At 64.5% G+C, this 20,467-nt stretch carries 22 protein-coding genes; 10 read left to right on the forward strand and 12 right to left on the reverse strand.

The features are described 5' to 3' along the window. Positions 1-21: 21 nt before the first annotated feature. On the reverse strand, positions 22-201 hold the full coding sequence (locus tag JJC00_RS15235) for a hypothetical protein (protein WP_200473353.1): 180 nt from the start codon (positions 199-201) through the stop codon (positions 22-24). A gap of 295 nt (positions 202-496) precedes the next feature. After that, positions 497-1,198 carry a ribulose-phosphate 3-epimerase gene (gene rpe, locus JJC00_RS15240; protein ID WP_200473354.1) on the reverse strand — a complete coding sequence of 234 codons (702 nt, stop codon included), beginning with the start codon at positions 1,196-1,198 and terminating at the stop codon, positions 497-499. 253 nt (positions 1,199-1,451) lie between these two features. On the opposite strand from rpe, the gene JJC00_RS15245 reads away from it, so the two are divergent. Further along, positions 1,452-2,255, forward strand: coding sequence for an EF-hand domain-containing protein (locus JJC00_RS15245; RefSeq protein WP_200473355.1), 804 nt, complete (start codon positions 1,452-1,454; stop codon positions 2,253-2,255). Between the two features lie 15 nt (positions 2,256-2,270). Here the strand turns inward: JJC00_RS15245 and JJC00_RS15250 are convergent, their stop codons facing one another. Both JJC00_RS15250 and JJC00_RS15255 read right to left on the reverse strand, forming a co-directional pair. Beyond that, entirely contained in the window at positions 2,271-3,266 is a 996-nt protein-coding gene (locus JJC00_RS15250) for a P1 family peptidase (protein WP_200473356.1), read from the reverse strand. 51 nt (positions 3,267-3,317) lie between these two features. Then, positions 3,318-6,122, reverse strand: coding sequence for a PAS domain S-box protein (locus JJC00_RS15255; protein ID WP_200473357.1), 2,805 nt, complete (start codon positions 6,120-6,122; stop codon positions 3,318-3,320). 239 nt (positions 6,123-6,361) lie between these two features. Here JJC00_RS15255 and JJC00_RS15260 point away from each other — a divergent pair, with 239 nt between their 5' ends. Next, on the forward strand, positions 6,362-6,748 hold the full coding sequence (locus JJC00_RS15260; protein WP_200473358.1) for a response regulator: 387 nt from the start codon (positions 6,362-6,364) through the stop codon (positions 6,746-6,748). Between the two features lie 73 nt (positions 6,749-6,821). Here the strand turns inward: JJC00_RS15260 and JJC00_RS15265 are convergent, their stop codons facing one another. From JJC00_RS15265 to JJC00_RS15285, 5 genes are all read right to left on the reverse strand, one after another. After that, a complete protein-coding gene (locus JJC00_RS15265; RefSeq protein WP_200473359.1) occupies positions 6,822-7,940 on the reverse strand; it encodes a branched-chain amino acid ABC transporter substrate-binding protein in 1,119 nt (372 codons plus the stop codon). 153 nt (positions 7,941-8,093) lie between these two features. Beyond that, the gene (locus JJC00_RS15270; protein WP_200473360.1) at positions 8,094-8,834 is read right to left on the reverse strand and encodes an ABC transporter ATP-binding protein; all 741 of its coding nucleotides are present in this window, start codon (positions 8,832-8,834) and stop codon (positions 8,094-8,096) included. Beyond that, complete coding sequence (locus JJC00_RS15275) at positions 8,831-9,664, reverse strand: ABC transporter ATP-binding protein (protein WP_200473361.1); 834 nt, start codon at positions 9,662-9,664, stop codon at positions 8,831-8,833. The genes JJC00_RS15270 and JJC00_RS15275 overlap by 4 nt, the downstream gene beginning before the upstream one ends. Beyond that, entirely contained in the window at positions 9,661-10,986 is a 1,326-nt protein-coding gene (gene livM / locus JJC00_RS15280; protein ID WP_200473362.1) for a high-affinity branched-chain amino acid ABC transporter permease LivM, read from the reverse strand. Before livM ends, JJC00_RS15275 begins: the two co-directional genes overlap by 4 nt. Positions 10,987-10,996: 10 nt before the next feature. Further along, positions 10,997-11,923, reverse strand: coding sequence for an ABC transporter permease subunit (locus JJC00_RS15285; RefSeq protein WP_200473363.1), 927 nt, complete (start codon positions 11,921-11,923; stop codon positions 10,997-10,999). Positions 11,924-12,206: 283 nt separating this feature from the next. Here JJC00_RS15285 and JJC00_RS15290 point away from each other — a divergent pair, with 283 nt between their 5' ends. Then, positions 12,207-12,383, forward strand: coding sequence for a hypothetical protein (locus tag JJC00_RS15290; protein ID WP_200473364.1), 177 nt, complete (start codon positions 12,207-12,209; stop codon positions 12,381-12,383). 193 nt (positions 12,384-12,576) lie between these two features. Next, complete coding sequence (locus JJC00_RS15295; protein WP_200473365.1) at positions 12,577-13,107, forward strand: hypothetical protein; 531 nt, start codon at positions 12,577-12,579, stop codon at positions 13,105-13,107. Here JJC00_RS15295 and JJC00_RS15300 read toward each other — a convergent pair. From JJC00_RS15300 to JJC00_RS15310, 3 genes are all read right to left on the reverse strand, one after another. After that, complete coding sequence (locus JJC00_RS15300) at positions 13,069-13,461, reverse strand: carboxymuconolactone decarboxylase family protein (protein WP_014494190.1); 393 nt, start codon at positions 13,459-13,461, stop codon at positions 13,069-13,071. The two genes, JJC00_RS15295 and JJC00_RS15300, sit on opposite strands and share 39 nt — an antisense overlap. Positions 13,462-13,570: 109 nt before the next feature. Beyond that, entirely contained in the window at positions 13,571-14,353 is a 783-nt protein-coding gene (gene pcaD, locus JJC00_RS15305; RefSeq protein ID WP_200473366.1) for a 3-oxoadipate enol-lactonase, read from the reverse strand. Positions 14,354-14,368: 15 nt separating this feature from the next. Next, a complete protein-coding gene (locus tag JJC00_RS15310; protein ID WP_200473367.1) occupies positions 14,369-15,724 on the reverse strand; it encodes a 3-carboxy-cis,cis-muconate cycloisomerase in 1,356 nt (451 codons plus the stop codon). 185 nt (positions 15,725-15,909) lie between these two features. On the opposite strand from JJC00_RS15310, the gene JJC00_RS15315 reads away from it, so the two are divergent. The 6 genes from JJC00_RS15315 to JJC00_RS15340 all read left to right on the forward strand — a co-directional run bounded on the left by JJC00_RS15315 (position 15,910) and on the right by JJC00_RS15340 (position 20,465). Continuing rightward, positions 15,910-16,356, forward strand: coding sequence for an SRPBCC family protein (locus JJC00_RS15315; protein WP_200473368.1), 447 nt, complete (start codon positions 15,910-15,912; stop codon positions 16,354-16,356). Positions 16,357-16,511: 155 nt separating this feature from the next. After that, entirely contained in the window at positions 16,512-16,997 is a 486-nt protein-coding gene (locus JJC00_RS15320; protein ID WP_200473369.1) for a (2Fe-2S)-binding protein, read from the forward strand. A 33-nt stretch (positions 16,998-17,030) separates the two neighbouring features. After that, positions 17,031-17,837, forward strand: a complete 807-nt coding sequence (locus JJC00_RS15325; RefSeq protein WP_200473370.1) for an FAD binding domain-containing protein — start codon at positions 17,031-17,033, stop codon at positions 17,835-17,837. 63 nt (positions 17,838-17,900) lie between these two features. Further along, positions 17,901-18,809, forward strand: a complete 909-nt coding sequence (locus JJC00_RS15330) for an AAA family ATPase (protein WP_200473371.1) — start codon at positions 17,901-17,903, stop codon at positions 18,807-18,809. Positions 18,810-18,927: 118 nt separating this feature from the next. Then, positions 18,928-20,130 (forward strand): vWA domain-containing protein, encoded by a 1,203-nt coding sequence (locus JJC00_RS15335; protein WP_200473372.1) that lies wholly within the window; start codon positions 18,928-18,930, stop codon positions 20,128-20,130. An 11-nt stretch (positions 20,131-20,141) separates the two neighbouring features. Next, complete coding sequence (locus JJC00_RS15340) at positions 20,142-20,465, forward strand: XdhC family protein (RefSeq protein ID WP_008564652.1); 324 nt, start codon at positions 20,142-20,144, stop codon at positions 20,463-20,465. The last annotated feature ends 2 nt before the right edge of the window (positions 20,466-20,467 follow it).

The following is a 20,467-nucleotide window of genomic DNA, read 5'->3' on the forward strand; positions in this document are numbered from 1 at the left end:
GTCTTGGTCCGGAAAAAGATTTCAATGCCGGCGCGGTGACCGGAACGGGTGATCCAGGTCCGCGGTCTCGCCGCCTGGATCATCGTGCATCTCGCCCTCGGTGCGTTCGAGCCGACCGAAGAAGTAGTCGAGATTCGGATGCGGACGTCGCGGGATGCGGCACCTGCGTTTCGGCCGACGCTTCACGAGGGCGATCTGCATGGCGTCAGGCCCGATAGCGGTCGCGACCGATGATGCGGGTCGAACGCGCCGGGGCCCTTACCGGTCCAGCCGAGGGGCCGAACACAACGAAGACACAAAAACCGATCGACAACGCTACGCCAGTCCAAACCAGGGTCGTCGTCATGATGTGCTCCTGTCAAATCAGGCAGGAATCACTAGCGGTGATTTGCACGAATCAGAGAAGCCCGGAGGAGTACGGATCGTGGTTGCAATTTTAGGCATTGCGTTTCGCAACGCCCGCAAGAACCGCAGATTTGCGCGCGCTTATGACGCTTCAGATCGCCTCGCCGCGGGCGCCCGCGGCCGCGTTGCGGATCGCCGCGATGTTGGTCTTGTACGCATCCTGCGTGCCGCCTTTGAACACGGAGGTGCCGGCGACAAAGGCATTGGCGCCGGCAGCGGCGAGCGCGCCCGCGACATCAGGGCCGACGCCGCCATCCACCTCGATGTCGATCGGCCGGCCCGCCGTCATCGCGCGGATGTCGCGGATTTTGCCGATCGCGGAGGGAATGAAAGCCTGGCCGCCGAAGCCTGGATTGACCGACATCACCAGCACGAGGTCGACCAGATCGAGCACGTATTCCAGCACGCTGATCGGCGTGCCCGGATTGAGCGAGACGCCGGCCTTCTTGCCGAGCGCGCGGATCGCCTGCAGCGAGCGGTGCAAATGCGGACCCGCCTCGGCATGCACGGTGATGTGGTCACAGCCGGCCTTGGCAAAGGCCTCGAGATAGGAATCACAGGGCGAGATCATCAGATGGGCGTCGAACACCTTCCTGGTGTGCGGCCGCATCGCCTTGATGACGTCGGGGCCGTAGGAGATGTTGGGAACGAAGTGGCCGTCCATCACGTCGAGATGGATCCAGTCGGCGCCCGCGGCGTCCACCGCGCGGACCTCTTCGCCGAGCTTCGAGAAATCCGAGGCCAGGATCGAGGGCGCGATTGCCAGGGGGCGGGGGGCGAAGGCTTGGGTCATGGCGTGGTTTCCCGTGGCGGCCGAAAAGCGAATGGCCTCGCCTAACATGGGCCCCTCGGCCGGGCAATGCACGGAGGATGAGCTTCCTGTGGGCGGAAAATTCTGCCGCCGGCGGCATGAATTGCCGATGTTCCCCGATCCCAGAGAGTGCGGCCGATACGGATTTCATTGAGCTTTTTGCGCTGGCACGACGCTTGCTGACCTCACGGCCAGAACATTGACCGCGGCATGCCGCATCGGTTGGAGTTGTGCAATGTTGTTTGCCCTTGGCGCCGTCTCGAGTGCGCTCGATGCCATTCAATCGCTGACGAACTCGAAATCCTCGTCGTCGACGCAGAAGACGGGATCGTCGCAAAACGCGACGACCAATCCGTTCGCGATCGACACCAGCAGCAACAGCACGAGCAGTGGCGCGACCTCCTCGGTCAATTCAGGCAACTGCGCACAGATATCGCCGGAGACGATGAGCGCGCTGATCGCTGCGCAGAGCCAATCGTCGGACAGCACGAATGCGACGAGCAGCTCGACCTCGTCGAGCCAGGACGATGCGCTGAAAGATCTGTTCTCGCAGATCGACGCCAATGGCGACGGCCAGATCACCAAGTCGGAGTTCGAGAACGCGCTCGGCGCCGGCGGCACCAATCTGGCGCAGGCCGACGACGTGTTTTCCAAGCTTGACGGCAATTCCGACGGCAACGTCGGCCTCGACGAGATGTCGAAGGCGCTGAAGGGCAGCGGCCATCACGGCGGTCACCACCACGCGCAGGGGGCGAGCGGCTCGGGCGATGCGTCAGGCAGCGTCTCCGATTCCTCGTCGTCTTCCTCGAGCGGCGGCTCGACCTCGACCACGACGACCGGCGCCGACGGCTCGACCACCACCACCGTGACCTATGCCGACGGCTTCAAGATGACGACGACGGTGCCGGGCGCATCGAGCTCTTCAAATGGATCGGGCGCCGGCAATTCGCCCTATGACTGGTTCGCGCAGATGATGCAGCGCCAGGGGCAAGTATCGTCCGCTACCGCGGCCTCTTCCTCGATGTCGATGAGCGTGTAAGCGCGTTCTGAAGCCCTAACCATACCGATCTTTCCACGCCGGTAGCGCGCCCGGGAACGGCAGCGCGGTCGCGCTGTAGATGCCGCGGGCGATCGCGCGCGCGACCACATTGGCGGCGACCATGCCGAGCTCGGTGAGGCCCACAACCGGATCGATCGGCTTTGCGCATGTCGCGGCGGCAAACAGCACGTCACCATCGATCGGGGCGTGCACCGGATAGATCGCGCGCGCGAAGCCGGTATGCGCGATCATCGCCAGCCGCTTGGCCTGGGGCTTGGTCAGCACCGCGTCGGTGACGACGACGCCGATCGTGGTATTTTCGCGCTCGGTCGCGGCAGGGCCACCCTTGATGCGCATCCTGAGCATGTCGTCCGTGAACGCATCAGGCAGCCCGCGGCCACCGAACTCGCCATCGACCTCGAACGGCGCCGCCCAGAACCACGGTCCGTCGCCGACGGTGGCGCTGCCGACCGCATTGACGGCGATGAGCGCCGCGACTGTGATGCCACTGCTGGTGACGGCGGACGCCGAGCCTAGCCCGCCCTTGAATGTCGCTGTGGTGGCACCGCAGCCGGCGCCAACGCTGCCGAGCGCGAACTCCGTCCCGGCGGAGACGGCCGCGGTGTAGCCGAGATCGCGATAGGGCGCGAAGCGGCCCCACGCCTTGTCGCCGCCGTTGAGCAGATCGAACAGGATCGCGCCCGGCACGATCGGGATCAGCGCCTCTCGCACGCGGAAGCCGCGGCCCTGCTCGGCGAGCCAGGCCTGGATGCCGCCGCCCGCCTCGATTCCGAAGGCGGAGCCGCCGGACAGCGCAATCGCGTCAACACGTTCGACCGTGCCGGCAGGATCCAGTAACGCCTCCTCTCGCGTTCCGGGACCGCCGCCGCGAACGTCGATCGCCGCCACGGCCGGCTGGTCGAACACGACCGCCGTCGTGCCCGAGGCGAGTTTTGCATCATGGGCGTGGCCGACGCGGACGCCGGCGATATCGGTGAGGAGGTTTTTCAAGGACGGCACTCCGCTGCATCGCCTCAGCGATAGCGCAGGCGAGCGGCACGCTCAACTCGCCAGCGCCGTCCTGAGCATCTTGGCGAGCTCCGACTTGCGGTAGGGCTTTGCCAGCAGCAGCACGCCGGAATCGAGCCGGCCGTGATGGACGATGGCGTTTTCCGTATAGCCCGAGGTGAACAGCGTCTTCAGCTCGGGGCGCCGCCGCGCCGCCTCGTCGGCGAGCTGGCGGCCATTCATGTTGCCGGGCATGATGACGTCGGTGAAGAGCAGGTCGATGTCCTTGTCGGAATCGATGATGACGAGGGCTTCGGCCGCGTTGGCCGCTTCGAGCGCGGTATAGCCGAGGCTCTTGACCTGGGTCATGACATACTGCCGCACCAGCGCGTCGTCCTCGACGACGAGGATTCTCTCGTCGCCGCCGGCGATGGGCACATTCTGGAGCGCCTCGTACTCGGTCTCCTGCACGCCGGTGGAACGCGGCAGGTAGATCTTCACGCTCGTGCCGTGGCCTTCCTCGCTGTAGATCTTGATGTGGCCGCCGGATTGCTTGACGAAGCCGAACACCATGCTCAGGCCGAGGCCGGTGCCCTTGCCGACTTCCTTGGTGGTGAAGAAGGGATCGAATACCCGCTCGATCAGGTCCGCCGGAATGCCCGAGCCGGTGTCGCTCACCGCGATCATCACGTAATTGCCGGCGACGACGTCGGGATTCATGCTGGCATAGCCGTCGTCGAGGAAGATGTTGCGGGTCTCCAGCACCAGCGTGCCGCCGTCGGGCATCGCATCGCGCGCGTTCAGCGCGAGATTGAGGATCGCGGTGGAGAGCTGGCCCGGATCGACCAGAGCGGGCCAGGCATCCTCGGTGAGCTGCGGCAGGATGGAGATCTGCTCGCCGAGCGTCGGGTGCAGCAGCTTGGCCGCCTCGAGCGTCAGGGCATTGACGTCAATCTCGCGCGGCTGAAGCGGCTGCTTGCGCGCGAAGGCGAGCAGATGCTTGGTCAGTTGCGCACCGCGCTCGGCGGCATCGTCGATCAGCTTGGTGATGGCGGCGAGCTCGGGCCGGTCGGCGACCGCCTCCGCCAAAATACCGATCGTGCCGGTGATGACGGTGAGCACATTGTTGAAATCGTGGGCGACGCCGCCGGTCAGCTGGCCGATCGAATCCATCTTCTGTGCTTGCCGGAACTGCGCTTCGGCGGCCTGCTTCTCGGTGAGGTCGCGGCCGATGAAGAAATGGCGCTTCACCGGCTCGGACCAGGTCCCCATCCAGTTCAGTGAGACCTCGTGACCGTCAAAATGGTAGTAGCGCGCCTCGAAGCTGCGCTTGGTCTGGCCGTGGCGCGCCGCGCGCATTTCGTTGCGCGTCTTCTCGAGGTCGTCGGGATGGATGAATTCGGTCGCGCTGTGCCCGATCATGTCGTCCGGGCTCAAGCCGAGAATGTCCTTCACGCTTGGGCTGACCTGGATGAAATTGCCAAAACCGTCGGTGACCAGGATCAGGTCGCGCGAAGTTTCGAATATCCGTTCGCGTTCTTCGATCTCGCGACGCAGCTTCTCGCGCGATTGCTTTTCTTCGGTGATGTCATGGGCGATCTTGGATGCGCCGATGATTTGCCCGCTGTCCGATCGCAGCGGCGAGACGTTCAGGACGACGTCGTGTCGACGGCCGTCCTTGCCAATGCGAACCGTCTCGTGCTGGGCGATCGACTCGTTGTTGCTGATGCGGTTGAGAATGCCCCTGGCTTCGGCCCTCTGGTCTTCCGGCACCACGAGGTAGATCGACTGGCCGACGGCCTCGGCGGCAGAATAGCCGAACAGGTGCTCGGCAGCCTTGTTCCAGCCGGTGATGATGCCGTCGAGCGACTCGGTGATGATCGCATCGTTGGAGGACTCGACGACGGCGCCATACAGCGCGAGACGTTTTGAGTAGAAGTCGCGATCCGAGGCCGACTGTTCGCGCAGCCGGCCGACGAGGCCCACCGTGTGCGCCTGGAGGCGGACATTCTCGATCAAGAGCACGGCGAGCACGAAGCTCGCGGCGCAGAGGCCATAGAGACGGCCGACATAGAATCCCAGATCGTAGCGGGCCACGTTGACGACCGCCGACAGCGCGATGTCGAACAGCCAGGCGCACATCGTGACCATGAGCCAGACGTCGATCACCGTATGCGGCTTGCGGAACCACAGCGTGATCAGCGCCGCAAAACTCAAGGACCAGACGAACGACACCACGCCGATCATGGTGTTGGTGTAGCGGCCGTCCCTGAGCAGGACCGGAAGCAGATCGTGCTGCGCCGTGACGATCCAGGCGATCGCGACCATCGCGACGATCACGCCGAGGACAGCGAGCACGATGGGACGCTCGGCCGGTCCGTCGATCCTGTTGCCGCCGTTGCCGTCCTTGAGCCAGCCATAGGCCAGCACGAACAGCGGGAATCCGCCGTGCCAGATCATGTAGAGCCAGACGGTGGTCTGTGTGCTGGCACCCAGCAGTCCGGTCGGTGCGAACAGTCCCGGGAAGGTGAGGGCGTGGGTCACCGCCGCTGCCGCCGTGAACAGATATCCGGTCGACAACAGCAGCAGCGCGCGGCTGCGCAGCACGGTGAATTGCGACAGCAGCAGAACTGCGGTGATGATGTCGCTGACGGCGAGCGCCGATTGGTAGCTGGCCACGAAGGCAGGCACCTGGACCAGCGGCTTGCCTGCGAAGGGGACAGCCAGCGCGAACAGGATCGCCGAGATGCCGATGATTGCCAATGCTGCAGTGCGATCGCTCTGCGCGGCCGGCAAGGTCGAAAGGAATGTGCTTCGGTCGTTCTTTGCGTGCACGTTGACCTCTCGCTGGGTCGGCATGGGTAGTCCACGTGACTTCATTGGCCGGCTGCCTTGATCTCCATGGTAGCCCGCTCGGGGTGCGTGTCCCCGAAAGGACGCGCCCGCGACTCAACCGAGGGTTACAGCTTACTTAACCTGGACAGGTACTTGGAGCAGGGAATTGGTAAGGTTGGCTTTACTTGACCGACCCATACTGCCTCGGCGCACGTTGCCGTTGAATTGAACCAATTCATGATACGAATCCGGGAGTTGTTCCCATGCCCCGTGTCCTTATTGTCGACGACCAGAAGGACGTCCGCGCCATGGTCTCGATTGTCCTTCGGGTCAACCGCTATGACGTGGTTGAAGCGGAGAGCGGGGCGGCCGGCCTGAAGGCCTTCGGCGAGAACGTCTTCGACGCAGCGATTGTCGACATTTTTCTTACCGACACCAGCGGTATCGAGGTCATGGCCGCTATTCGCGAGCGGGTCCCCGGATTTCCGATCGTGGCGGTATCCGGCATGACGGCGCTGGACTTCGTCGGCGAGGCCCCCGGCCTTGACGGCGTGGTCTGCCTGCAAAAGCCGTTTCGGCCGAATGACCTGCTGCAAGCGCTCCGGAAGGCGCAAGGGGCTGCGGGCGGCGAATTGTCCGCAGCCGTTTGAGCTGTATCGGAAAAGAAAACGCCCCGGCGAACCGGGGCGTCGGCAACTGACGGAAAGGTCAGGTTGGCTGTCCTTAGGCGCCCTTGGCGCCGATCTCGGCGTAGTTGCCCTTGGCATCCCACTTGTAGACGACATAGTCGATCTGCTTGATGTCGCCCTTGGCATCATACTCGATCGGGCCGAGCACGGTGTCCCACTTGCCGGCCTTGATCGTCTCCATGACCTTCTTGGCGTCCGTGGTCCCCGCCTTCTTCACCGCCTGCGACCAGACCTGCATCGCCGCGTAGGTGTAGAGGGTGTAACCCTCCGGATCGATGCCCTTGGCCTTGAAGCGCTCGACGATCGCCTTGGCGCTCGGCTTGTTGCGCGGATCGGGTCCGAAGGTGAACAGCGTGCCTTCGCCGGCGGGGCCGGTGATGGAGGCGTATTCCTTGTCGGCGAGCGCGTCGCCCGACATCAGCACCGTCTTCAGGCCTTGGTCGCGCATCTGGCGCAGGATAAGGCCCGCTTCCTGATGGTAACCGCCGACGTAGACGAGGTCGATATTCTCTTTCTTCAGGCGCGAGACGATCGCGTTGAAGTCCTTGTCGCCCTTGTTGTAGGACTCATAGAGCTTCTCGGTGATGCCGGCCTTGTTGAGCGCCTTCTTGGTCTCGTCCGCGAGCCCCTTGCCGTAGGTGGTCTTGTCGTTGAGGATCGCGATGTTCTTGCCCTTGTAGTTCTTCGCGATGAACTGGGCGGCAATCAGGCCCTGCTGGTCGTCGCGGCCGCAAACGCGCGCCACGTTCCACAGCTTGCGCTCGGTGAAGAGCGGGTTGGTGGATGCCGGCGTGATCTGGAGGACATTACCGTCGGCATAGGCCTCCGAGGCCGGAATCGACGACGAAGAGCAAAAATGGCCGGCGACGAACGGGATCTTGGCGCCGGCGATCTTTTCCGCCACCGAGCGCGCCTGCTTGGGATCGCAGGCATCGTCCTCTGCGTCGAGCGCGAGCTTCTTGCCGGCAACGCCGCCGGCGGCATTGATGTCGGCAACAGCCAGATCGGCGCCATTCTTCATCTGGCGGCCGAAGGCGGACTCGGTGCCGGTCATCGGGCCTGCGACTGCGATGGTGAGATCCTGCGCGAATGCCGCACTCGACAGCGCGATCGATGCGCCGAATGCGAGACCGATGAGCTTCAGTGACTTCATGAGATACCTCGTGGGTGGTCGCCTGTGGAAATTGCCGGGCATGCCCGGTCCAAACCGGCCGCATTCTTGAATGAATCCGCAGAGAAGTCACCGGCAAAATACGGGCAATTGCAAAGATATCCCGCAACGTTCCGCCGTGGGCGGCCGCGGGTTTCAGACCTTCCGGCCGCCTTCGAGGTAAGCTGCGCGAATCTCGGGGCGTTGCAGCAACTCGGCGCCGCTGCCGGCGAGCGTAATCAGCCCGTTGACCATGACATAGCCGCGGTGGGCGAGTTTGAGCGCGTGGTTGGCGTTCTGCTCGACGATCAGCACGGTCAGGCCGTCCTGCCGGTTCAGCGTGCGGATGGCGTCGAAAATCTGCCGCGCGATCAGGGGTGCCAGTCCGAGCGAGGGCTCGTCGAGCAACAGCAGGCGCGGTCGGCTCATCAGGGCGCGCCCGATCGCCAGCATCTGCTGTTCGCCGCCGGACAGGGTTCCGCCGCGTTGCGCCATGCGTTCCTTCAGCCGGGGAAACAGCGCGAATATGCGTTCGAGCGTGGTCTCCCGTTCCGCCTCGGTGCAGTCGGTGGCGTCGGCACCCATCTGAAGATTCTCGGCGACGCTCATCCGCGGGAAGATGCGGCGTCCCTCCGGCGATTGCGCGATGCGCAAATGGGCAATCGCGTGGGTGGGGATCGCGCTGATGTCCCTGCCCTCGTACAGGATCTGGCCGGCGCGGGCGCGCGGCTTGCCGAAGATCGTCATCATCAGCGTCGACTTGCCGGCGCCGTTGGCGCCGATCAGCGCGACGATCTCGCCGGAATTGATCTCGATGTCGACGCCCTTCAGGGCTTCGATCTTGCCATAGGCCGCGCGCAGGCCCCTGATCGCGAGGAGAGGGGATACCGCCGTCACGACCCGCCCTCCATGACGGCCATGGCTTCCTCTTCGTCGGCGCCGAGATAGGCGGCGATCACCTTGGGATCGTCGCGGACCTCGCGCGGCGTTCCTTCCGCGATCTTCACGCCGTGGTCCATCACCACGATATGGTCGGAGATCTCCATCACCACCGACATATCGTGCTCGATCAGGAGGATCGAGGTGCCTTGTTCGTTGCGAATCGAGAGCAGCAGTTCGCTCAATGCGGCGCTCTCGCGCGCGTTGAGGCCGGCGGCGGGTTCGTCCAGACACAGCAGGGCGGGCTCGGTACACATCGCGCGCGCGATCTCGAGCCGGCGCTGGTCGCCATAAGCGAGGTTGCCGGCCGCGTCGTCGGCGCGGTCCAAGAGGCCGACCCGTCTCAGCCAGGCGGTGGCGAGATCGATCGCACGCTTCTCGGCGGTGCGGTAGGAGGGTACGCCGATCAGGCCCAGGAAAGTGAGGCCGGAGGCGAGCATCAGCGCGTTGTGCTGCGCCACCATAAGGTTCTCCAGCGCCGTCATGCCGGGGAATAGGCGGATGTTCTGGAAGGTACGCGCGACCTTGGCCTGCTTGGCGATGCGGAAATCGTTCAGCCGTTCGAGCGCGATGGTCTTTCCGTCCTCGTGGCTGAGGCGGATGGTGCCGCCGGTCGGCCTGTAGAAGCCGGTGATGCAGTTGAACACGGTGGTCTTGCCGGCGCCGTTCGGCCCGATCAGCGCGGTGATGTTGCGCCGCGCCGCTGCGAAGGACAGCTCCTGGACGGCGACGATGCCGCCGAAACGCATGGTGAGCTGGTCGACACTCAGGATCCGCTGGCCGCTCATCCGTGGCCTTCCTTGACGAGGTCGGAGGAGATCGCCTGCGCCTTGGTCAGATAGACCGTCGGCGCGCGATGGCCAATCAGGCCGCGCGGCCGCCAGATCATGATCAGCACCATGGCCCAGCCGAACACCAGCATGCGGTAGCCTTCCAGCCCGCGGAACAGCTCGAAGCCGCCGATCATGGCGAGAGCCGCAAGAGCCACGCCAAGCTGCGAGCCCATGCCACCGAGCACGACGATGGCGAGCACCAGCGCCGATTCCTGGAAGGTGAAGGATTCCGGGCTGATGAAGCCCTGGCGGGTCGCGAAGAACGCGCCGGCAAAGCCGCCGAACATCGCGCCGGTCGCAAATGCCGTGAGCTTGGTCGTCGTGGTGTTGATGCCGAGCGCACGGCAGGCGACCTCGTCCTCGCGGAGCGCCTCCCAGGCGCGGCCAATCGGCAGCCGGCGTAGCCGGATCGTCACCCAGTTGGTCAGCAGCGCCAGCGCCAAGATCAGGTAGAACAGGAAGACGATGCGGTGGGTCGGCGAGAACTCGATACCGAGCTTTGCGGCAAGCCCATCATCACTGTTGTCGAGCGGGATGCCGAACAGGGTCGGGCGCGGAATGCCGGAGACTCCGTTCGGCCCGCCGGTCAGGCTCTGCCAGTTGATGATGACGAGTCGGATGATTTCGCCGAAGGCAAGCGTGACGATCGCGAGATAGTCGCCGCGCAGCCGCAGCACGGGGAAGCCGAGCATCACGCCCCAGAGGGCGGCGAGGATGCCGGCGAGCGGCAGGCAGATCCAGAACGACCAGCCGAAATTGGTGGCGAGCAGCGCGTAGGAATAAGCGCCGACCGCGTAGAAAGCGACATAGCCGAGATCGAGCAGGCCCGCGAGCCCGACCACGACGTTCAGGCCCCAGCCCAGCATCACATAGGTGAGCACGAGGATTGCGAGGTCGAGAATGTAGCGCTGGTCGTAGAAGATAACCGGCACCAGCAGCGTGAAGATGAGCAGCGCCGGCGCCACCAAACGGCCCGCGAACGCGAGGCCGCGCTGCACGGCCGGCGGCACCAGCTTCTCGGTCCCCACCGGCCCGAGCCATTGCCGCAGCAATTCGATGAAGATGGAGCCGCCGAATACGATGGCGACGAGGGAGGCGAGCTCGCCGAAGCGCCCCCAATAAGTCAGTTGCCCAGTGGGACCGGCCTCGGTGCGGATGCCGACCATCAGCGAGAACAGCACCAGCGCGACGAGAGCGTTGAAGAAAGCCTTTTTCAGGATGACGGAGATGCCCGCGGTGCGATTGGCTTTGGTGGTTTCGTGCGAGAGGACTGTCACGCGCGGCTCGTCAGACTTTTTCGACTTCGGGACGACCGAGCAGGCCGGTCGGCATGAAGATCAGAACGATGATCAGGATTGAGAACGCGGCGACGTCCTTGTACTCAACCGAGAAATAGGCCGACCACAGCGTCTCGATCAGGCCGATAGCGAGCCCGCCGAGCATCGCGCCGGGCAGCGAGCCGATGCCGCCGAGGACCGCGGCCGTAAAGGCCTTGATGCCGGCGACGAAGCCCATGTTGAAATCGACCTGGCCGTAATAGAGCAGGTACATCAGGCCCGCGACGGCGGCGAGCGCCGCGCCGATCACGAAGGTCATTGAGATGGTACGATCGACGTCGACGCCGAGCAGCGCCGCCATGGTCTGGTCCTGCTCGCAGGCGCGCATGTCGCGCCCGAGCCGCGTGCGCAGGACGAGCCAGTTGAAGATCAGCAGCAGCACGATCGTGGTGATGACGACCACGATCTGGATGTTGGAGAGCTGGATCACGAAGCCGTCGGGGCTTTCATGCAGCGTGTAGCCGCCGGTGATGAGGGGCGGGATCGGCTTGACGCGCGCGCCCTGTGCCACCTGCGAGTAGTTGGTCAGCACGAAGGACATGCCGATCGCCGACAGCATCGGGGCAAGCCGGAAGGAGTGGCGCAGCGGCCGGTAGGCGATGCGCTCGATGCTCCAGCCATAGAGCGCAGTGATCGCCATCGCGACCAGCAGCACGATCAAGAGGATCACGGGCACCGTGGTCAGGCCGATCGAGACCAGGATCAGGAAGGTGATCAGGGCGATGAAGCCGCCGATCATGAAGATGTCGCCATGGGCGAAGTTGATCATGCCGACGATGCCGTAGACCATCGTATAGCCGATCGCGATCAAGCCGTAGATCGAGCCGAGCACGAGACCGTTGATGAGCTGCTGGGCGAAATAGTCGAACTGGTCCATGGGCTGCCGTTACCAAACCTGACGCGGCTCAAAGGGAGCTCTTCGAGAGAGTGATAAGTTTCTTCTCGGGCCCCGGCAGCCCTTGAGCGTTCTAACGGTTTTGTAACAGGAGGGAACTGGTGGCTGCAACTGGCCATGCCTTGGCATAAAGGCTTGTACAGAGATCATTTCGGCTATGGATTCATATCCCAATTCCCGCAACCGCGAGGAACCCGGTTCCGCACAGCAACCAAATCGGCTGCCGGTTGTTACCTCGGACCGCGTCCAACAAGGGAGTTTCCCCATGCCGAAGCAGCAGAACCAGAATCCGGGCCAGCAAAACCAGAGCCCCGGCCAGCAGCGCCCAGGGCAGCAGCAGGGCGGCGGGCAAAAACCCGGACAGCAGCAGCAGAACGACCCGATGCGCCAGGGCGATAAGCCCGGCCAGCAGCAGGGTGGCCAGCACGGTCAGGACAAGTAGGGAGCCCGAGCACCAAGGGTTGTGAAGTGAGGCTGGCCCCGGCGAAAGGCGGGGCCTTTTTCATTGGATGAACCGGCCAGCCGGGCGATTAAGGTAAACAAATGGTTTAAATTGCCGCCACAGTCCGATGCGAGTTAGCTCCCGGCAAAGCCTTCCGTCGAAGGCGCGGGTAGCAGGCGAAGCGGGAAGCGGCATGTTCAAGAATTGGCGGATCGGCTCGGTCAACGGCGCGCTGCTGGCGGCCTATTTCATTCCGGCCTGGACGATGGTCGCCTTCGACATCATGATGGCGCCGGTGCACGGCCTCTATGAGCGGCCGAGCGTTGCGGTGGCGCTCTTCCTCAGCGATCAGCTTCAGATGTCTGGCATGAGCACCGTGCGCGCCGCCTGGCTGCTGGCGCTCGGGCGCGTGACCGTGGTGGCGTTCTTCGCGATCTATCTCGCGCTGCTTGCCATTCCGCGCACCCGCAAGAGCGGCGCGAGCGACGAGGCGCTCGGCATTGCGCTGGCCATCGGCAGCCTGATCTCGTTTGTGAGCATGGTGATGGCCTCGAAGGTCGGCGAGATGGCCGCGCTTCGGCTGCACGCCACCGAGCTTCTGCTGCTGCTTGGTGCCGCGGTCGTGCTGGTGATCGAGCGGCCCGCGGCTGCGCCAAAGACCGTCGACGTCGCGGACACCGCGCTGCTAGCTCTTGAGCAGGCCGAGTTCCTGCACAATCGCTGAGGCCTCCTTGACGGCGTGGTTCGCCGCCGGCACGCCGCAATAGATCGCCTGCTGCAGCAGGATTTCCTTGATGTCGTCGGGGGTGAAGCCGCCCTCGGCCAGTGCCGCGCGCACGTGCAGGCGGAATTCGTCCCATTGCCCGAGCGCGACCATGGTGCCGATCACCAGAACCCGCCGCGTACGCTCGTCGAAATGCGGCCGCGTCCAAATCTCGCCCCAGGCGTAGCGGGTGATCATGTCCTGGAAGTCAGTGTTGAAGGCGTTACGGTTGGCGATCGACTTGTCGACCCAGGCATTGCCCAGCACTTTCCGGCGCACGTTCATGCCGGCATCGCGGCGCTTCTGGTCGTCCATGTTGTTTCCTCCGGATCAGTCATTCCGGGGCGATGCGAAGCATCGAACCCGGAATCTCGAGAGTCCGGGTTCGCCTCTTCGAGGCGCCCCGGAATGACGACGATAGCAATCAGCGTTGCGTCAGGAATCCCACCACCGCGTCGGTGAACGCGTGCGGCTGCTCGACATTGGAAATGTGAGCGGCGTCAATGATGGTCATGCTGGCGCCGGGAATGTTCGAGCGGATCAGTTCGCCCGCGGAGATCGGGGTTGCCTGGTCGTGGCGGCCGGCGATCACCAGCGTCGGGCTCTTGATGTCAGGCAGCAGCGCGCGTTGGTCGAGGGTCGACAGCGCCTCGCAGCAGGCGAGATAGCCCTCGACCGGGGTCGCGAGCAGCATCGCCTTCATCCTGGCGGTGATGTCGGGCTCGCGCTCGCGGAAATCCTGGGTGAGCCAGCCGGCGATCACGGCATCCGCGACCGCAGCAATGCCGCCCTTCTTCACGGCGTCGATGCGCTCCAGCCATTTGGTCGGCTCGGCGTAATAGCAGGAGGTGTTGGCGAGGATGAGCTTGCCGAAGCGCTCCGGCGCGTTGGCGCCCAGCCATTGCCCGACCATGCCGCCCATCGACAGGCCGCACCAATGCACCTTCTCGATGTTGAGATCGTCGAGGATCGCGAGCACGTCGCGGCCGAAACGTTCCATCGTATAGGGAGCGGGCGGCACGCCGGACTTGCCGTGGCCGCGGCGGTCGTAGCGGATGACGCGGAATACCTGCGTCAGGGCCTTTATCTGCGGCTCCCACATCTGCAAAGTGCAGCCGAGCGAGTTGGAGAGCATCAAGGTCGGTCCGCCGTCACGGCCCTCGACGGAGACGTTGATCAGGCAACCGTCGGCATCGATCATGGGCATGCGGCGTCTCCGAATCTATTCGCGGTCGAGGCTGTCGAGCAGCCGGTCAATCAAGGCCTGCGACGCCCCTTGATAGGCCATCGGCTCGAACAATGCCGTTATTTTCTCGGGCGTCAGATGCGCAGTGACCTGCGAATCGGCGGCGAGAATTTCGCGCAGATGTTTCTTCTCGGCAACCGCGCGCTTGCTTGCGGCCTCGATCAGATGATGGGCATCGCTCTTGCCGATCTTGTCGGCGAGCGCAAAGGTGACGGCTTCCGCCATGATCAGCCCGTGCGTCGCATCGAGATTGCTGCGCATGCGCGCGGCATCGACATCCAGCCCTTCGGCGATGTCCACGATGGCCACAAGCGCGCCCGAGGTGACCAGCATCAATTGCGGCAGCGTCGGCCATTCCGCATGCCAGGGCCCGGCGCTGCGCTCATGGTCCTGCACTTGGGCTGCAAAGATCGTCGCGGCGAGCTGTGGGGCCATGGTCGCGCAGCCAAGCGCACTTGCGGCCGCGACCGGGTTGCGCTTGTGCGGCATGGTCGAGGAGCCGCCGCGGCCTTCGCCTGCGGGCTCGAACGCTTCGCCGACGTCGGTCTGCATCATCAGCGAGACGTCACGCGCGATCTTGCCGCAGCTGCCGGCGAGAATCGCGAAGTGTGAGGCGGCCTCGGCGATGCGGTCGCGATGGGTATGCCAGGGCGCTTCGGGCAGCGGCAAGTTCAGCTCCTGCGCCAGCCGTTCGGCCACCGCGAGCCCGTTGTCGCCGAGGGCTGCGAGCGTGCCAGCGGCGCCGCCAAATTGTAGCGCAAGGCCCTCGCGGCGGAGCCGCCGCAGGCGGCAGTGGGCGCGGGCGAGGCTCGATGCGTATTCGGCGGCTTTCAGCCCGAACGGCATCGGCAGCGCGTGCTGAAGCCAGGTCCGAGCCACCATCGCGGTGTTGCGATGGGCGCGGGCAAGTGTCGCAAAGCCCTTGATGGCGCGGCTGAGATCGGCGTCCAGTGCATCGATTGCAGCGCGCAGGCCGAGCATGGTCGCGCTGTCGATGACGTCCTGGCTGGTCGCACCCCAATGCACATAGCGCGCAGCCTCGCTGTCGGCCTTGCCGACATTGGCGGTCAGCGCCTTGACCAAGGGGATCGCGAGATTGCCCGACCGGGTCGCGGCCTCGGCCAGCGCAGCCGTGTCGAAGGTGTCAGCCCTGCAGGCGGCTTCGATCGGGCCCACTGCGGATGCAGGAATCACACCCGCGGCGGCCTCGGCCCGGGCCAGGGCTGCCTCGAAATCGAGCATGTTTTGCAGCGTGGACCGGTCGTCGCAGACGGCGCGCATGGCTGCGCTCGACAGCATCGGCGCAAGCAGGGGGGAGAGGGCTGTGCTCATGTTGCGCCGGACCTAATCACCATGCTCCGGCTCTGCCAATTCCTGACCGACCGCACAAGACATTTTGCAGGTGCGAATATGCATTGCACGTGACCGGGGGCTGCCCTTTCCTTTGCGGCCTTCGTGCGTTACTTGAGCAATATTATTCTGATGCGATCCAAGTTCGATATCCCCGGAGGCGCCCCATGGCCATGACGATGAACGGCGAAGTCCAGCTTGCGGCGCCGCGTGAGGCCGTGTGGGAAAAGCTCAACGAGCCCGCGGTGCTGAAGGCCTGCATCCCCGGCTGCGAGGAGTTGGAGAAGACCGACGACGGCGGTTTTCGCGCAACCGCGAAGATGAAGGTCGGCCCGGTCTCGGCGCGCTTCAAGGGCAAGGTGACGCTGAGCGATCTCGACCCGCCGAACGGTTACAAGATCTCGGGCGAGGGTGAGGGCGGGGTGGCCGGCTTCGCCAAGGGCGGCGCAGTGGTCAAGCTCGCCGAGAAGGATGGCGGCACGCTACTCTCTTATGAGGTCGAGGCGCAGATCGGCGGCAAGTTGGCGCAGCTCGGGCAGCGCCTGATCAACGGTACCGCCAAGAAGCTGGCCGACGAGTTTTTCGCGAATTTCGCCAAGGCGGTACAGGGCTGAACGCCCAAATACCTTGAGCATAGTGCTTTTCGTCATGGCACCTTGCGCCCGGGGCAATATTGCCCCCGGCGATAATGGTCCATATGATGGGTTGGAATAATTATAAAAAAGAACCGCTTCGACGGGACCCGTCGGGGCGCTGATAGAGAGTGCTTATGGCAAAAATCTCCCTCATCGTGAACGGCAATCCTGTTACCGGCAACGTCGACCCGCGTACGCTTCTGGTGCAGTTCCTGCGCGAGAATCTGCGGCTGACGGGCACCCATGTCGGATGCGATACATCGCAGTGCGGCGCCTGCGTCGTGCATCTCGACGGCAAGGCCGTAAAATCCTGCACCACATTGGCCGTGATGGCCGACGGCCACGAGGTCAAGACCATCGAGGGGCTGGCGGCCGACGGCGCGCCGCTGCATCCGATGCAGGAGGCCTTCCGTGAGCACCATGGCCTGCAGTGCGGCTTCTGCACGCCCGGCATGATCATGACCGCGATCGACCTCGTGCATCGCAAGGGCCACGAGCTCGACGACCACACCATCCGCGAGGAGCTGGAAGGCAATCTCTGCCGCTGCACCGGCTACCAGAACATCGTCGCCTCGATCGCCGCCGGCGCGAAGGCGATGGCGAAATCCGATCTCGCGTAACCCGCGCACGCATCCCGCGATCAGGACATTCAGATGTACGAATTCAAATACCATCGCCCCGGGACCGTGCGGCAGGCTGCCAACCTCCTGGTGAAGAACGAAGACGCCAAGGTGATCGCCGGCGGTCACACGCTGATTCCGGTCATGAAGCAGCGGCTCGCAAGCCCCCCGCATCTGGTCGACCTTTCCCATATCGAGGGGCTGAACACGATCGAGATGAAGGGCCGTTCGCTGGTGATTGGTGCCACCGCCAGGCATGCCGAGGTCGCGGCCTCTGGCATCGTCGGCGAAGCGATCCCGGCACTGGCTGATCTCGCGGGCCAGATCGGCGATCCCGCCGTGCGCCACAAGGGCACGATCGGCGGCTCGCTCGCCAACAATGATCCGACCGCGGATTACCCGGCCGCCGTGCTGGCGCTCGGCGCGACCATCGTCACCAACAAGCGGCGCCTCAAGGCCGAGGAGTATTTCCAGGGCCTGTTCTCGACCGCGCTGGAAGCCGACGAGATCATCACCAAGGTGATGTTCCCGCTGCCGAAGAAGGCTGCCTATATCAAGTTCCGCAACCAGGCCTCGCGCTATGCGCTGGTCGGCGTGTTCGTGGCACGGCGTCCCTCGGACGTGCGCGTCGCCGTTACCGGTGCCGGCTCGGACGGCGTGTTCCGCGTCGAGGCCTTTGAGGAGGCGCTGAAGAAGCGGTTCTCGTCGAAGGTGCTTGATGGCATCGAGGTGCCGGCGGAGGGGCTGAACAGCGACATCCACGGCAGCGCCGAATACCGCGCACATCTCATCGGTGTGCTGACGCGGCGTGCCGTCGACGCCGCCAACGTCAAGGAGTGAGTGGCCCTCACGCTTTGGCCCAATACCTGCCCCTTGTGAGGGCGTAGCGAGACTGGCTCTTTCATGACTTCAGCGACCTTGCCGGCATCGGTCGATGCGATGCTCGAACTTTTGACCTCGCGCGGCTATCTCGCCGAACGGTCGCTGGCGACGGTGACGTATCTCTCGCTGCGCATGGGACGGCCGCTGTTTCTCGAAGGCGAGGCCGGTGTCGGCAAGACCGAGATCGCAAAGGTGCTGTCGGCGGCGCTGGGGCGGAAGCTGATCCGCCTGCAATGCTACGAAGGCCTCGACGTCTCCTCCGCTGTCTATGAGTGGAACAGCGCCGCGCAGATGATTGCGATCCGGATGGCGGAAGCCGCCGGCGATACCGATCGTGAGCAGCTCTCGAGCGACATTTTTGCCGACCGCTACATGATCAAGCGGCCGCTGCTCCAGGCGCTGGAGCCTGATGTGGCCGGTCCGCCGGTGCTGCTGATCGACGAGCTCGACCGCGCCGACGAGGCGTTCGAAGCCTATCTCCTGGAAATCCTCAGCGACTTCCAGGTGACGATCCCCGAATTCGGCACCGTGAAGGCGCCGCATCCGCCGATCGTCATCATTACCTCCAACCGCACCCGCGAGATTCACGACGCGCTGAAGCGGCGCTGTCTCTATCACTGGGTCGACTATCCCGCCGCCGATCGCGAGCTCGCGATCGTCAAGTCGCGGGTGCCCGGCATCTCGGCAAAGCTGTCTCAGCAGGTCGTGCGCTTCGTGCAGGCGCTGCGCAACCAGGACTTCTACAAGTCACCTGGTGTCGCCGAGACCATCGATTGGGCGACCGCGCTGTCGGAGCTCGACGCCCGCTCGCTGACCCCGGAAGTGGTCGGCGACACGCTGGGCGCGCTGCTCAAGTATCAAGACGACATCACGCGGATGCAGGGCGACACCCTGCAGAAGGTGCTGAAGGAAGCGACGAGCGAGAATTGATTGTCGTTCCGGGGCGATGCAAAGCATCGAACTATGGTGCGCAATTGCGCACCTGAGAACCTCGAGATTCCGGGTTCACGCTGCGCGTGCCTCGGAATAACGGTGCAGGTAGCAAACCATGGCCATCAATCACCTGGCGCCTGAGCAGACCGAGCAATTCGCCGACAACATCGTCGGCTTTGCCCGTGCGCTGCGCGCGACCGGCATGCCGGTCGGCCCGGGTGCGGTGATCGATGCCATGAACGCGCTGCAGGTGATCGACATCGGCAGCCGTGCCGACGTTTTCACCACGCTGGAGTCGATCTTCGTCATGCGCCATGAGCATGCGCTGATCTTCAAGCAGGCCTTCAACCTGTTCTTCCGCGCCTCGGAAGAGTGGAAGCACATGCTGGATTCGGTGCCGCTGCCGGATGGCGCCAAGAAGAAGCCGCCGGCCGCCTCGCGCCGGGTTCAGGAGGCGATGTCGCAGCCGCGCATGACCGAGACACCGCAGCACCAGGAGCAGGATCTGCGCCTGTCGGTCTCCGACAAGGAGATCCTTCAGAAGAAGGATTTTGCGCAGATGAGCGCGGCCGAGATCGCCGAGGCGCTTCGTGCCATCGAGATGATGCGGCTGCCGCAGGCGGAGCTGCGGACGCGCCGGCACCAGCCCGATCCGCGCGGCTTGCGGCTCGACATGCGCCGCACGTTGCGCGCGTCCTTGCGCACCGGCGGCGACATCATCGACATCCACCGCTTGGGGCGGATCGAGAAGCCGGCCCCGATCGTGGCGCTGCTCGATATCTCCGGCTCGATGAGCGAGTACACCCGCTTGTTCCTGCACTTCCTGCATGCCATCGGCGACGCACGCAAGCGCGTCTCGGTGTTCCTGTTCGGCACGCGACTCACCAATGTGACACGCGCGTTACGCCAGCGCGATCCGGACGAGGCGCTGGCAAGCTGCTCGGCCGCGGTCGAGGACTGGGCCGGCGGCACGCGGATTGCGACCTCGCTGCACAACTTCAACAAATTGTGGGCGCGGCGCGTGCTGAGCCAGGGCGCCATCGTGCTGCTGATTTCCGACGGGCTGGAGCGGGAGGCCGATTCCAAGCTGGCCTTCGAGATGGACCGGCTGCACCGGTCCTGCCGGCGGCTGATCTGGCTCAACCCGCTGTTGCGGTTCGGCGGCTTCGAAGCCAAGGCCCAGGGCATCAAAATGATGCTCCCGCACGTTGACGAATTCCGCCCGGTACATAATTTGAGTTCGATCCAGGAGCTGATCACTACGCTGTCCCGGCCGCTGCCGCCGCATCACCGCAGCCTGATCCGCCCCGCAGCCTGAGAGGCAAAGCCATGCTCGATCGCGACGAGGATATTCTGAAGGCGGCGGAGGACTGGCAAAAGGCCGGCCGTGGCGTCGCGCTGGCGACCGTTGTCGAGACCTGGGGCTCGGCCCCACGCCCGGCAGGCTCGAGCCTCGTCATCAATGACGAGGGCACGTTTCTCGGCTCGGTCTCCGGCGGCTGCGTCGAGGGCGCCGTGGTCACCGAGGCCATGGACGTGATCGAGAGCGGCAAGCCCAAAATGCTTGAGTTCGGCGTCGCCGACGAGACCGCCTGGAATGTCGGTCTGTCCTGCGGCGGTACCATCCGCGTCTTCGTCGAGAAGGTCGGCTAGCC

The sequence above is a fragment of the Bradyrhizobium diazoefficiens genome (assembly GCF_016616885.1).
Taxonomy (GTDB): Bacteria; Pseudomonadota; Alphaproteobacteria; order Rhizobiales; family Xanthobacteraceae; genus Bradyrhizobium; species Bradyrhizobium diazoefficiens_F.